Raw genomic sequence first — 13563 nt, forward strand, 5'->3', positions numbered from 1 at the left:
GAGGTTAGCTTTTCTTGACGCGATAGACCGCAAGACTACCACGCCAGTTCACGCCCCACCGCACCACCTGTCCGTCGTGCAGCACGACACGATCGAGAATTTCGATGCCGACTTCGGGCGCGAGCGCTTCGAAGTCCTTGATCGTCAGCACGCGCACGTTCGGCGTGTTGTGCCATTGATAAGGCAGCGACTTCGACACCGGCATGCGCCCTTGCAGCACCGACAGCCGATGCGCCCAATAGCCGAAATTCGGAAACGACACGATGCATTGCCTGCCGACCCGCACCGTCTCGCGCAGGATCGCAGCGGTCTGATGAATGGTCTGCAGCGTCTGCGACAGCACCGCGAAATCGAAGCTGCCGTCTTCGAACAGGCGCAGGCCGTCTTCGAGATTCTGCTGGATCACGTTGACGCCGTTCTGCGTCGCGGCGAGCACGCCGGCGTCGTTGATCTCGATGCCGTAGCCCTGCACCTCCAGTTCCTCGTTCAGCAGCGACAGCAGCGAGCCGTCGCCGCAGCCGAGATCGAGCACGGTCGCGCGCGGTTCGACCCAGCGGGCGATCGCGCGGAAGTCCGGGCGCGATGCCAGGTAATCAAGTGCTCGCTGGTTCATGCGTTGACCTCGTTTGCAATGCGTTCGTAGTAGGCGCGCAGCAGGTTGTGATAACGCGCGTCGTCGAGCAGGAAGGCGTCGTGGCCGTGCGGCGCGTCGATCTCCGCGTAGGTGACCGTGCGCTTGTGATCGAGCAGCGCCTTCACCAGTTCGCGCGAGCGAGCCGGCGCGAAACGCCAGTCGGTCGAGAAGCTCGCGATCAGATACTTCGCGGTGGTGTGCGCGAGCGCGGCGGTCAGATCGCCGTCGAAGGCCTTGGCCGGATCGAAGTAGTCGAGCGCGCGCGTGATCAGCAGGTAGGTGTTGGCGTCGAAGTAGTCGGCGAACTTGTCGCCCTGATAGCGCAGATAGGATTCCACTTCGAACTCGACATCGAAGCTGAAGTTGTAGTCGTCGAGCGCGCCTTCCGCGCGACGCAGTGAGCGGCCGAATTTCTCGGCCATGTCGTCGTCCGACAGATACGTGATGTGGCCGATCATGCGCGCGACGCGCAGGCCGCGCTTCGGCTTCACGCCGTGCGCGTAGTAGTTGCCGCCGTGGAAGTCGGGGTCCGACAGAATCGCGGAGCGCGCGACCTCGTTGAACGCGATGTTCTGCGCGGACAGCTTCGGCGTCGATGCGATCACGATGCAATGCGCGATTCGCTCCGGATACATCATGCTCCACGCGAGCGCCTGCATGCCGCCGAGGCTGCCGCCCATCACGGCGGCGAAGCGCGTGATGCCGAACGCGTCGGCGACGCGCGCCTGGGCGTTGACCCAGTCTTCGACGGTGACGACCGGAAACGTCGCGCCATACGGCTTACCGGTGGCCGGGTCGATGCTCATCGGCCCGGTCGAGCCGAAGCACGAGCCGAGGTTGTTCACGCCGATCACGAAAAATTTGTCGGTATCGAGCGGCTTGCCCGGGCCGACCACGTTGTCCCACCAGCCGATGTCCTTCGGATTGTCGGCGTACACGCCCGCCACGTGATGCGATGCGTTCAGCGCGTGACACACGAGCACCGCATTGCTGCGCGCGTCATTGAGCGTGCCATAGGTCTCGACCATCAGGTCGTAGCCCGCGAGCGAGCTGCCGTTGCGCAATCGCAGCGGCTCGGTGAAATGCATTTTTTGGGGAGCGACGATGCCGATGGAGTCCATTCATTCCGCCATTGAGTCAACAGGGCGGCTAAACGGCGTCGGCGAAGCACGAGGAGAAGGGCGGTGTGCGCAGCTGACGACCTCTTTAGCCGCATTTATAGTGAACCGCGGGCCTGAGGCCCAAGGTTCGCGCGCCCGCAATCGAGTCAGCAAATCGGCGCGTGAAAGGGGGAAACCGGGTGCAACGTGTTCAGGATGCCTTGGCGCGGTCTGTTATGCATCGTGGGACCGCGGCGGAGTCAGGCGCAAAGTATAGCGGAAAATTCCACGCGGCAGCGGCGCGGACGGTGCCACGCGAAGGGAGCGAGTCCTCGCGGACTACTGAAGAATCAGCAGCAGTTGCTCGTCCGCGTGTTCGGCGGGCGGCCGCGCGAAGCCGCTGCGCACATAGCGATGCCAGCGGCCGATCACGTAGCTCACCAGCAGGCTCGCGCGAATCGCGGGATCGTAGCCGGCGGGCAGTGCGGTGGATTGCGGCGCGGTCTGCGGGTCGGTGGTGTCCGTGGCGTGGTTATCAGCACGGGCAAGCGCTTCGGTCTGCGCGAGCCGCAAGCACTGCTTCAGCGATGCCTCGACCCGTTCGAGCATCTGGTTCACGCGCTCGGTCAGCCGTTCGTGCTCGCCGACCAGCGCCTCGCAGGTCAGCACCCGCGTCATGCCGGGATTTTTCGCGGGGAAGTTGAGCAGCATCAGCGCGATCGAGCGCGCCTGCAGCACGCCGTTGCTTTCGTGACCGGTGATCTGGTTGATGAGGCCGAACAGCGTCTGCTCGATGAACTCAATCAGCCCTTCGAACATCTGCGCCTTGCTGGCGAAATGACGATACAGCGCGGCTTCCGACACACCGAGCCGGGCAGCGAGCGCGGCCGTGGTGACCTTTTCGCTCTTCGGCGCCTCTAGCATGCTGGCGAGCGTCTGCAGGATGTGCACGCGACGCTCGCCCGGCTTCGGACGCGTTGCGCGTGTCGCGGCGGAGGATGCCGCTGAGGCTTCGTCAGGCTTGTCGATCGGCTGCATGGCTGTCGTCCCCCGGCTGATGTCGTTGGCGGCTTTCGTCCCTACTGTCCCGGCTTGCGTTCCTTCCATCGAACCGCGCGCGTGCCCAGTCGTAGCGATTTTAGCGAACGAATGCTGCGGTCGACATAATGCGGCCGGCCGGTGCCCGGCAGTCGCATCGGTACGCCGTCCGCGTGCGGCTTGCGCGGCAGGTGCCCGGTGATCCACACGGTGCGGATGCCGAGCCGCCGATAGTTCTTCAGGTGCGAGCGCGTGTCCTCGACGAGGATCGCGTCTTTCAGCGACACGTGCGCGTCGCGCATCGCGCGGCGCAGCATCGCGTGATCGGGCTTCGCGCGCCATTGGCGGCGATCACGCATGTGCTCGATCGCGATCACGCGCTCGAACAGCCGCTCGATGCGCAACTCGGCGAGCACCGCGCGCGCGTAGGTTTCGGGCGCATTGGTCAGCACGATCTTGCGGCCCGGCAGTGCCGCGACCAGCCGCGCGACGCCGCGCTCGTGGCGGATCATCGAGCCGAGGTCGGGGAACGTGTGCACGACCTTCAGGAAGTCGTGCGCGTCGAGCGGATGGTGGCGCGTGAGCCCGAGCAGTGCCGCGCCGTAGCGCAGCGTGTAGCCGGTGCGCAGACGGTTGGCTTCGTCGATGTCGACTTGCAGCGCGTCGATGATGTACTGGGTCATGCCGCGATTGATCGCGGGAAAAATGGCATGCGACGCGCGATGCAGCGTGTTATCGAGATCGAACAGCCAGACTGGCTTGCCGCTCGCGATGTCAGGACGGCGGCGCCGCGAAGTGGGGGTGCGCATGGTGGAGGTCTTCAGCCGCTGACGGGCGTTTCATGCTGCGGATGCGGATGCGGATGCGGAGAGTTTGCCGCATCGACGCCCGGGGGCGCGCATAGGCTGCCGGCCGCGCGGTGCGGCACAGGCGTCGCGCCGCTCGGACGCAACCCCTGTGCCGGGGATGCCGCAACGCTCAATGCGAGCGGATCATCGTGCCGAATGGCTGTTCGGTCAGGATTTCGAGCAGCACCGAGTGTTCGATGCGGCCGTCGATGATGTGCACCGAGCGCACGCCGCTCTTCGCCGCATCGAGCGCGGACGAGATTTTCGGCAGCATGCCGCCGGAGATCGTGCCGTCTTCGAACAGGCCGTCGATTTCGCGCGCCGACAGGTCGGTCAGCAGATTGCCTTCCTTGTCCATCACGCCTGGGATGTTGGTCATCATCACGAGCTTTTCGGCGTTCAGCACGACCGCCAGTTTGCCCGCGACGAGGTCCGCGTTGATGTTGTACGACAGACCGTCTTCGCCGAAGCCGATCGGCGAGATCACCGGAATGAACGCGTCGTCCTGCAGTGCCTTCACGACCGCCGGGTTGATCGCTTCCACTTCGCCGACCTGGCCGATGTCGACATACTGGCCCGGCTTTTCTCGATCCGGCATCAGCATCTTGCGCGCGTGGATCAGGCCGCCGTCCTTGCCGGTCAGGCCGACTGCGTGGCCGCCGAAGTGGTTGATCAGCATCACGATGTCCTGCTGCACCTCGCCGCCGAGCACCCATTCGACGACTTCCATCGTCTCTTCGTCGGTGACGCGCATGCCCTGGATGAACGTGCCCTGTTTACCGATTTTCTTAAGCGCCTGGTCGATTTGTGGACCACCGCCGTGCACGATGACCGGGTTGATGCCAACCAGCTTCAGCAGAATCACGTCGCGCGCGAAACCCTGCTTCAGACGCTCTTCGGTCATGGCGTTGCCGCCGTATTTGATGACCACGGTCTTGCCGTGATACTGGCGGATGTAAGGCAGCGCCTCGGCCAGAATTTCGGCTTTCAGGGTGGGCGCAATCTGCGAGAGGTCGGGAAGCTCGGACATGGCGGCAGGCTCGGGCACGGAACAGTTAAAACAGCGCGAATTGTACAGGACTGGCGCGCTGCAACAGGGTTTTCGGCAGCGGCGCGAGCGACGGTCGGTGCAGGCTTGGCGGATCGCACCATGACGGGCCACGGGGGCGGGCAAACAGCAAGCGTAACGCACTTGCGTGACGGCCGTGGATTGGCCGAACGGACGGCTGCACCTAGGCGTATCAGTCATGGCATCATGATCTGACCGATGCCCCCGGCCTTTCGCGCCCATCCGCAATGAAACCGTCTTCTACCCGTTCCGGGAGCAGCGCGCGCTGTCCGCGCTGCGGCAATGCCTTCGACTGCGGCATGCAGGGCGAGACATCATCTCCGTGCTGGTGCCGTGCTTTGCCGCCGCTGCCGGCAGAGCGGCTGAAGCCGGGGGGCCGCTGCTTGTGCCCGGAATGTCTCGCCGCGGAGATTGCCCAGGCGACACGCGAGGCAAGTGGCGTTGAACGGCCGTAAACGCTGCGTTTGCCAACGGCCGACCTGAACCCGCCTATGCACCGCGATGCTGCGACACCAGCGCTCGCAGATCGCGCGCCACTGCTTCCAGCGCCGGCTCCCACTCGCCGAACCGCGGCTGCCGATACAACGTGGCGCTCGGATACCACGGGCTGTCGCCGCGCTCCAGCAACCAGACCCAATGCGGATTGACGTCGAGCAGCACCCACGTGCGCTGGCCGAGCGCGCCGCTCAGATGCGCGACCGATGTGCATACGGTGATCACGAGGTCGAGCGCGCCGACGAAGGCGGCGGTGTCGTCGAAGGTGGCGAGGCACGCGGTGTGATCGATGATGCGCAGGCCGGCCGCGCGGGCGGCGGCGACCTCGGCGGCCGCGCCCGGCTGCAGCGAGTAGAAGGTGACGTCGGCGATGCCGGCGAAATGCGCGGCATAGCGCTGCCAGCCGACGCTGCGAAACGGGTTGCGCTGATGCCCGCGGCTACCCGTCCAGGCGAGGCCGACCTTCAGGCGGCGCCCGTCGGCAACGCGTTCGCGCCACGCCGCAAGCGCGGCCAGATCGGCGAACAGGTAGGGCGCGGCCGGAATGGTCCCTTCGCGGGTATCGAAGATTAGCGGCAAGCTCAGCAGCGGAATTTCATAGTCCATCGGCGGCAGCGATTCGACGCCGCCGCCGCACGAGAAACCGTCGACATGAGCGCCGAGGCTGCGCGCGAGCAGCGCGCCCATCTGCGGAAACGAATTCCACGCCACGCGGCCGCCGTCGCGATGCACACGCTCGGCCAGCATCGGGATATAGCGGCTGAACTGCAGCACGTCGCCCATCCCCTGTTCGCCCCATACGAGCAGCGTCTTGCCGGCGAGCGGCTCGCCGCGCCAGATCGGCGCCGGCATCACCGGACGGCTGCCGCCGAGCTCCCTTGAGCCGTCCCAGCGCGCCTCGTGCGATGCCCACCCTTCGGCGTATCGGCCGCGCAGGAGTTGCAGCATGCCGAGGTTCGAGCGCATCGTCGGGTTCTGCGGGGCGAGCTCGCAGGCCGTCGTGGCGGCCTGTTCGGCGTCGTCCCAGCGTTGCGCTTCACGTAACGTCAGCGCATAGTTGTTGTAAGCCAGCGGACTGCCAGGCGCGCGCTGCACGGCCTTGGCACCGGCTTCGAGCGCGTGGGGCAAGTCCAGACTCTGGCGATACGCGTTGGCGAGGTTGATCCATGCGTTGCCATCGTCGGGGGCATCGCGAATCGCGGCTTCGAGCAGCGCGAGCCGTTCGCTCAGATCTCCGTCGGTAAGCGTCAGCGCGCTCGCGAGATTGTTGCGCAGCTGCGGCAGGGCGGGGTCGAGCGCCAGCGCACGACGATACGGAGCGATCGCGTCGGCATGCCGGCCGGCCATCTGCAGCGCATAGCCGGCGCGGAAGTGCGCGACGGCGCTCCCCGCATCGAGTTCGGCAATAATGGCGGCGAGTTCGATCGCCTTCGCATGGCGCTTCTGCGCGAGCCACGCGGCGATCAGCGCGTCGAGCGAGGCGCCGTCGAGCGGATTCAGTTTGGCCGCGGCGTCGAGCGAACGGGCTTCGTCCGCCGTGGCGCCGCTGGCTCGGGCCGCGGCGGCATCGCGCAGCAAGGTCAGGAATGCGGACGAAGCGTCGGCTTCGCGAATCGCGGTGGGTACCATGAACGGATGGCGCGGAGCAGTCGTCAATGCAGCCTGGCGACGCGCGATGCTATTTCGAAGACAGTCATGTTACCGGCACTCGGCCGCCTGGTCAGCCATGCGGGTCCGAACGAGTAGACTAGGGTCATGCAACGTATAACCAACACCGGCCGCGTCAATCTCGGTCATCTGTTCTGGCTGCGCAGCCTCGCGATCATTGGTCAGCTGCTGACGATCGCGTTCGTGCAGATCTTCATCGGCGCCAATCTGCCGTTGCCCGCGATGCTGCTCGTGATCGGGCTGGAAGTGCTGTTCAATGCGCTCACATGGTTTCGCGTGTCGCAGCAGCGACCCGAGTCCAACATCGAGCTGTTCGGGCAGATCTGGGTCGATCTCGGCGCGTTGTCGGCGCTGCTGTTCCTGTCCGGCGGCACCACCAACCCGTTTGTATCGCTATACCTGCCATCGCTTGCAATCGCGGCGGCCGTGCTGCCGTGGTATCTGATGGCCTGGCTCGCGGCGTTCGCGGTCGCCTGCTACGCGATGCTCAGTTTCGATTCGGTGCCGCTCAATCTTGAGAATCCCGCCAACCTGTTCGACTACTACCGCTCGGGCATGTGGGTCAATTTCATGGTCAGCGTAGGGTTGATCGCGTGGTTCGTCGCGCGCATGTCGCGGGCACTGCGGCTTCGTGACGCAGCGCTTGGAGAAGCGCAGCAGCGCTTGCTCCAGGACGAACGGGCGGTCGCGCTCGGCGTGCAGGCGGCCACCGTGGCTCACGAAATCGGTACACCTCTGTCTACAATCGCGATGTTGTCAGAAGAATTGCGCGACGCGGCGCGCACTGACGCGGGACTCGCTCCCTACCGCGCCGATCTCGAACTGCTCGAGCAGCAGATGACGCTGTGCACGTCGGCGCTCGCGCGCCTGCGCAGCCGCGCGACGACCACGACGAACCGTCAGCCGGTCGACGAATGGCTCGAATCGTTTGCCGAGCAATGGCGCCTGCGCCATCCGCACGTGAAGTTCGAGCGGCTCGGTACGCCGCCCGCCGATGTCAGTCTCAACGACACGGTGGCCGTCAGCCAGATACTGACGATCCTGCTCGACAACGCCGCGCGCGCGAGCCGCGATCACGTGACGCTGTCTTGCACGCTCGCGCCACGCGGCGACCAGATCGTATTCGAAGTGTGTGACCACGGTCCTGGCATTCCGGTCGCGCTGCGCGGCTCGCTCGGCACGATGCCGGTGGAGAGCACGCAGGGCGGTCACGGCGTCGGCTTGTATCTGGCGTTTTCGGCGGCGGCGCGTCTGAAGGGATCGATCGAGCTGACCGACGCCAACGGCGGCCGGCCGCGCGGCACGCGTGCGGTGCTGCGACTGCCGCTCGGCGCGCGCAAGATTTCCGGAGCGAGCCCGCAAGGCGCCGCGCCATCCAACACGGAGAAACAGGCATGAGCGAAAAGAATTTTCTGGTGATCGACGACGACGAAGTGTTCTCCGGCATCCTGGCGCGCGGCTTGACGCGGCGCGGCTACACGGTGAGCGAAGCGCACAACGCGGACGAGGCGATCCGGCTCGCGAATCAGCAGAAGTTCAGCGAGATCACCGTGGACCTGCATCTGGGCAACGACTCCGGCCTGACGCTCGTCGCGCCGTTACGCGACCTGCAGCCCGATGCGCGCATGCTGGTGCTGACCGGCTACGCGAGCATCGCCACCGCGGTGCAGGCGGTCAAGGACGGCGCCGACAACTATCTCGCGAAGCCCGCCAACGTCGAGACGATCCTGTCGGCGCTGCAAAGCGAGGCGAGCGCGTTGCAGGCCGAGGAGGCGATCGAGCATCCGCAGCCGCTGTCGGTGGCGCGGCTCGAATGGGAACATATCCAGCGGGTGCTCGCCGAACACAACGGCAATATCTCGGCGACCGCGCGCGCGTTGAACATGCATCGGCGCACGTTGCAGCGCAAGCTGGCGAAGCGGCCGGTGAGGCAGTAGGCCGCGATCGGGCGGCACAAAGCAAAACGGGCTGCCAATGCGAAGGCAGCCCGTTTTTTATGCATCAGCGTATGCATCAGCGCTTGGCGCTGTCACCGCGCATATCACAGCACGTAGCGCGACAGATCCTCGTCTTCCGCGACTTCGTTCAACGCGCGATCGACATACGCCGCGTCGATCTGCACTGTCCGGCCGGAATGATTGCCGGCCGAGAACGACACTTCCTCGAGCAGCTTTTCGATGACCGTATAAAGACGCCGCGCGCCGATGTTCTCAGTCTTCTCGTTGACGGAGTACGCGATCTCGGCAAGACGGCGGATGCCGTCGTCGGCGAATTCGAGGTGCACGTCTTCGGTCGCGAGCAGCGCCTGGTATTGCTTGACGAGGCTCGCATCCGTCGACACGAGGATCGATTCGAAGTCCTTGACCGACAGCGAGTCGAGTTCGACGCGAATCGGAAAGCGCCCCTGCAGTTCCGGGATCAGGTCGCTCGGCTTCGCAAGATGAAACGCGCCGCTCGCGATGAACAGGATGTGATCGGTCTTCACCATGCCGTACTTGGTGTTGATCGTCGTGCCTTCGACGAGCGGCAGCAGATCGCGCTGCACGCCCTGACGGGACACTTCACCGCCGCCGGCTTCGTTGCGCGACGCGATCTTGTCGATTTCGTCTAGAAACACGATGCCGTTCTGTTCGACGTTCTGCACCGCCTTGGCTTTCACCTCTTCGTCGTTCAGCATCTTGCCGGCTTCTTCGTCGGTGAGCACCTTCAGCGCTTCCTTCACCTTCATCTTGCGGCGCGTCTTCTTGCCGCCGCCGATGTTGGCGAACATCGAGCGGATCTGCTCGGTCATGTCTTCCATGCCCGGCGGCCCCATGATGTCCATGCCGACCTGCGGCTGCTCGACGTCGAGCTCGATTTCCTTGTCGTCGAGCTGGCCTTCGCGCAGGCGCTTGCGGAACGTCTGACGCGTCGTGCTGCCTTCATCGGCGGTATCGGTCGAACTCGTGCTCGAACCGAAGCCGACCGGCCGTGCGGTCGGCAGCAGGATGTCGAGAATGCGGTCTTCCGCCAGATCGCCGGCCTTGGTCCGCACTTTGCGCATTTCGGTTTCGCGAGTCTGCTTGACGGAAATCTCGATCAGGTCGCGCACGATGCTGTCCACGTCGCGGCCCACGTAGCCGACTTCGGTGAACTTGGTCGCTTCGATCTTGATGAACGGCGCGTCCGCGAGCTTCGCGAGACGCCGCGCGATTTCGGTCTTGCCGACGCCGGTCGGTCCGATCATCAGGATGTTCTTCGGCGTGATTTCCTGGCGCAGCGGTTCGTCGACCTGCTGACGGCGCCAGCGGTTGCGCAACGCGACGGCCACGGCTTTCTTCGCGCGGCCTTGGCCGATGATGTGTTTGTCGAGTTCGGAGACGATCTCGGCGGGGGTCATGGTGCTCATCGATGGGTCCTTACTCGATCGTCTCAATGACGCGGTTATGGTTCGTGTAGATGCACATGTCGCCGGCGATTTCCAGCGATTTCTCCACGATGTCGCGCGGCGACAGCTCGGTGTTGTCGGAGAGCGCCTTCGCGGCCGCCTGCGCGTACGCACCGCCCGAGCCGATCGCGCAGATGCCGCCTTCGGGGTCGAGCACGTCGCCGTTGCCGGTGATGACGAGCGTGGTGGTCGCGTCCGCGGTGATCAGCATCGCTTCGAGACGACGCAGCATGCGATCGGTGCGCCAGTCTTTCGCGAGCTCCACGGCCGCGCGCGTCAGATTGCCCTGATGTTTTTCGAGCTTCGCCTCGAAGCGGTCGAGCAGCGAGAAGGCATCCGCCGTGCCCCCGGCGAAGCCGACCAGCACCTTGCCGTTATAGATGCGCCGGACCTTCTTCGCGCCGCCTTTCATGACGATGTTGCCGAGCGTCACCTGGCCGTCGCCGCCGAGCGCCACCTTGTTGCCGCGCCGCACGGAAACGATCGTCGTGCCGTGAAATTGCTCCATATGCGTTCCTCTTTGCAAAACGGGTAGGACGCGGCAGCGCTGCGCTACCGCATGAATCCAGTCAGCGGACGGCGCGCCGCCTGGCGCGCTCGTGAGCGCATGTCCGATCTATTTTAGGGCGGGCGCGGTCATATCAAGATCCGCCGGAAGGCCTAGGGAGAAAAACTGAAAATTCGCTCAGGAAGCCTGAGAAACGAGGCGGGAACGCGAGGCGGGAACGCGAGGCGGGACGGGAGGGATGGCGGAGCTTGCGCGGATGTCGCGCAAAAAGAAAAGGCGCACGGTTCACCGTGCGCCTCTCGACGAAGCAGCGTTTTCAGGGCGCCAGGCCGAAGCCGCGCCTCGGCTAATCAGTCGCCGAACAGTTTCTGGCGCAGTTCGCGGCGCTCTTGTGCTTCGAGCGACAGCGTGGCTGTAGGCCGTGCGAGCAGACGCGGAATGCCGATCGGCTCGCCGGTTTCTTCGCACCAGCCGTAGTCGCCCGCCTCGATGCGCGCGATCGATTGCTGCACCTTCTTCAGCAGCTTGCGTTCGCGGTCGCGCGTGCGCAGTTCGAGCGCATGCTCTTCCTCGATCGTGGCGCGATCGGCCGGGTCCGGCACGATGACCGTTTCACGCAGGTTCTCGGTCGTCTGGCCAGCATTGCGGAGAATGTCCGCCTGCAACTGTTCGAGCCTGTTCTTGAAGAAGGCGAGCTGATCCTCATTCATGTAATCCTTGTCGCTCATCTTCAGGATTTCGGCTTCGGTCAAGAGTCGTTTCGTCGTCATCTGGCTTACTTCTTCAATGTGAGGCAAAACTCATAGTGCCCGCACTTTCGTATTGCCCGCAAACGCGTCGCGTGGACGCGCGGCGCAGGGTGGTCACGAACGTTGGGCTGTCGTGACGCCGAAGCGCCTGGCGCCCACGCACACCGGGCGCTGCTAGCTACGCCGCTGCGGGGCCGAACTCCTCTGGAAACCGATTCACACATGCTCCTGAGGCATCGCTCGCCGACAAGCGCATGCCCTTTCAGGCCGTGCCCGCCGGCGTTTTCGGCGTGTCTCCGGACAAGATTTTCCGGCGCCGTTTCAGGCCCGTCGCGGGATACGCGCGACCGGGCAATTCGTTGTCATTCTCCAGTGGGCACGTATTGTAACTGAATCACAATCCGGCACCGCAACTGCCGAAATTCCGCCTGCGGTGCAGCGATATCCCGAAAATATAACGCGCACAAAGCCAAAAAGCGATGGTCGTGCACGCTTTAATGCAGCAGGGTTTTCACGCGGTTTTCATATAGCCGGCAATCGCACGGTCTCGGTGCCACGGCATCGCAGTTTCTGCAGAGGATTCACGCCCGCGCAGTCGGCGTCGGGCGTCTCGGCGCAATAGAAGTAGCACGACGCATGCCGCGCTATGCGCGGCGTGTCGTGGGCCTTTCACGGGGTTTGCTGGTGTGACGGCGCTGCGCCCGCTCAGGCGAGGCAGGCGTCGAGACCGTCGGTGATCAGGTCGCGCGGCAGTTCGATGCCGATGAACACCATCTTGTTGGTCTTCTTCTCGGCCGGTTGCCATTTCGCGGCGAGGTCGCTGCCCATCATTTGATGCACGCCCTGGAACACGACCTTGCGATCGACGCCCTTCATGTACAGCACGCCCTTGTAGCGCAGCAGGTGCTCGCCGTAGATCTGCAGGATGCCGCCGAGGAAGTCCTCGAGCTTGTTCGGATCGAATGGACGGTCGCTGCGGTACACGAACGACTTGATCTTGTCGTCGTGATGAGCATGGTGGTGGTGCTCATGATCGTGGCCTTCGTGATCGCAATGGCCATGGTCGTGATCGCAGTTGGCGTGATCGTGATCATGGTCGCCGTGCGTGTGGCCGTGCTCGTCGTGCGCATGCGCGTGGTTGTGCGCGTGTTCGTCTTCGGCGAGGAAGTCCGGGTCGATTTCGAGCTTCGAGTTCAGGTTGAAGCCGCGCAGATCGAAAATTTCCTTGATGTTCGCTTCGCCGAAATTGACGACCCTGATCGCCGCCTTCGGGTTCATGTGCAGCAGACGGTGACGCAGATCGCCCGCCTGCCGCTCATCGACGAGATCGGCCTTGGTGATGAACAGGCGGTCGGCAAAACCGACCTGGCGCTGCACCACTTCGTGCTCGTCGAGCTGACGGTCCGCGTGCTTCGCATCGACCAGCGTGATGATCGCGTCGAGCAGGAATTCGCTCGCGATCTGATCGTCCATGAAGAAGGTTTGCGCGACCGGGCCCGGATTTGCGAGGCCGGTGGTTTCGATCACGACACGGTCGAAGTCCACTTCGCCCGCCTGCTTCTTCGCGGCCAGATCGTTGAGCACGCGCGACAGGTCGCCGCGAATCGTGCAGCAGATGCAGCCGTTGCTCATCTGGATGATTTGCTCGCTCGTGTCCTGCACGAGGATCTCGTTGTCGATGTTCTCTTCGCCGAACTCGTTCTCGATGACGGCGATCTTCATGCCGTGCTTTTCGTTCAGGATGCGCTTGAGCAGGGTGGTTTTACCGCTGCCGAGAAAGCCGGTCAGGATGGTGACTGGGATCATGTGGGTCGCCTGTAAGTCGTGAAACGGTGCGTGATCGAACGCTAGCGCAAGGCTAGCCAGAAGCGTGAGGTCGGCCGCCGCAGCCAGATGGCGCGGCCCTGTCCAGCCGGTTATTGAAACATATTTGCCTGGCGGGCGCAGGGGCGGCCGCCTTGCGGCCGGCTGATGGCCGGCTACGCGGAGGCTGGCCGCTGCCGCCGCCGGCACGCGCAATTGCCCAC

13 protein-coding genes are annotated in these 13563 nt (G+C 64.4%); 3 read left to right on the forward strand and 10 right to left on the reverse strand.

Annotated features, from left to right (window positions below):
- Window positions 1–4: 4 nt before the first annotated feature.
- From metW to argB, 5 genes are all read right to left on the reverse strand, one after another.
- A complete protein-coding gene (metW, locus tag AB3X96_RS01535) occupies window positions 5–613 on the reverse strand; it encodes a methionine biosynthesis protein MetW (protein ID WP_368588331.1) in 609 nt (202 codons plus the stop codon).
- Window positions 610–1755: a homoserine O-acetyltransferase gene (locus AB3X96_RS01540; protein WP_368588332.1), complete on the reverse strand. Its 1146-nt coding sequence runs from the start codon at window positions 1753–1755 to the stop codon at window positions 610–612. The genes metW and AB3X96_RS01540 overlap by 4 nt, the downstream gene beginning before the upstream one ends.
- 318 nt (window positions 1756–2073) lie before the next feature.
- Complete coding sequence (gene slmA, locus AB3X96_RS01545) at window positions 2074–2772, reverse strand: nucleoid occlusion factor SlmA (protein WP_368588333.1); 699 nt, start codon at window positions 2770–2772, stop codon at window positions 2074–2076.
- Window positions 2773–2813: 41 nt separating this feature from the next.
- A complete protein-coding gene (locus AB3X96_RS01550) occupies window positions 2814–3581 on the reverse strand; it encodes a pyrimidine 5'-nucleotidase (RefSeq protein WP_368588334.1) in 768 nt (255 codons plus the stop codon).
- Window positions 3582–3750: 169 nt separating this feature from the next.
- Window positions 3751–4650, reverse strand: a complete 900-nt coding sequence (argB, locus tag AB3X96_RS01555; protein WP_013088074.1) for an acetylglutamate kinase — start codon at window positions 4648–4650, stop codon at window positions 3751–3753.
- Between the two features lie 266 nt (window positions 4651–4916).
- On the opposite strand from argB, the gene AB3X96_RS01560 reads away from it, so the two are divergent.
- The gene (locus AB3X96_RS01560) at window positions 4917–5144 is read left to right on the forward strand and encodes a cysteine-rich CWC family protein (RefSeq protein WP_176109814.1); all 228 of its coding nucleotides are present in this window, start codon (window positions 4917–4919) and stop codon (window positions 5142–5144) included.
- Between the two features lie 34 nt (window positions 5145–5178).
- Here the strand turns inward: AB3X96_RS01560 and AB3X96_RS01565 are convergent, their stop codons facing one another.
- Window positions 5179–6813, reverse strand: coding sequence for a tetratricopeptide repeat protein (locus AB3X96_RS01565; protein WP_368588657.1), 1635 nt, complete (start codon window positions 6811–6813; stop codon window positions 5179–5181).
- 126 nt (window positions 6814–6939) lie between these two features.
- Between AB3X96_RS01565 and AB3X96_RS01570 the strand changes: the two genes are divergently transcribed.
- Window positions 6940–8250, forward strand: coding sequence for an ATP-binding protein (locus AB3X96_RS01570; protein WP_368588335.1), 1311 nt, complete (start codon window positions 6940–6942; stop codon window positions 8248–8250).
- Window positions 8247–8789, forward strand: coding sequence for a response regulator transcription factor (locus tag AB3X96_RS01575; protein WP_013088076.1), 543 nt, complete (start codon window positions 8247–8249; stop codon window positions 8787–8789). The genes AB3X96_RS01570 and AB3X96_RS01575 overlap by 4 nt, the downstream gene beginning before the upstream one ends.
- A 104-nt stretch (window positions 8790–8893) precedes the next feature.
- Here AB3X96_RS01575 and hslU read toward each other — a convergent pair whose 3' ends face one another.
- The 4 genes from hslU to AB3X96_RS01595 form a co-directional block, all read right to left on the reverse strand.
- Window positions 8894–10240, reverse strand: a complete 1347-nt coding sequence (gene hslU / locus AB3X96_RS01580) for an ATP-dependent protease ATPase subunit HslU (protein ID WP_368588336.1) — start codon at window positions 10238–10240, stop codon at window positions 8894–8896.
- Window positions 10241–10250: 10 nt separating this feature from the next.
- Entirely contained in the window at window positions 10251–10787 is a 537-nt protein-coding gene (gene hslV, locus AB3X96_RS01585; protein ID WP_176109811.1) for an ATP-dependent protease subunit HslV, read from the reverse strand.
- A gap of 350 nt (window positions 10788–11137) precedes the next feature.
- The gene (dksA, locus tag AB3X96_RS01590) at window positions 11138–11557 is read right to left on the reverse strand and encodes an RNA polymerase-binding protein DksA (protein ID WP_008923580.1); all 420 of its coding nucleotides are present in this window, start codon (window positions 11555–11557) and stop codon (window positions 11138–11140) included.
- Window positions 11558–12241: 684 nt separating this feature from the next.
- On the reverse strand, window positions 12242–13342 hold the full coding sequence (locus AB3X96_RS01595; RefSeq protein WP_368588337.1) for a GTP-binding protein: 1101 nt from the start codon (window positions 13340–13342) through the stop codon (window positions 12242–12244).
- Window positions 13343–13563 lie beyond the last annotated feature (221 nt).

The organism is Paraburkholderia sp. BR13439 (genome assembly GCF_040948805.1).
Taxonomy (GTDB): Bacteria; Pseudomonadota; Gammaproteobacteria; order Burkholderiales; family Burkholderiaceae; genus Paraburkholderia; species Paraburkholderia youngii.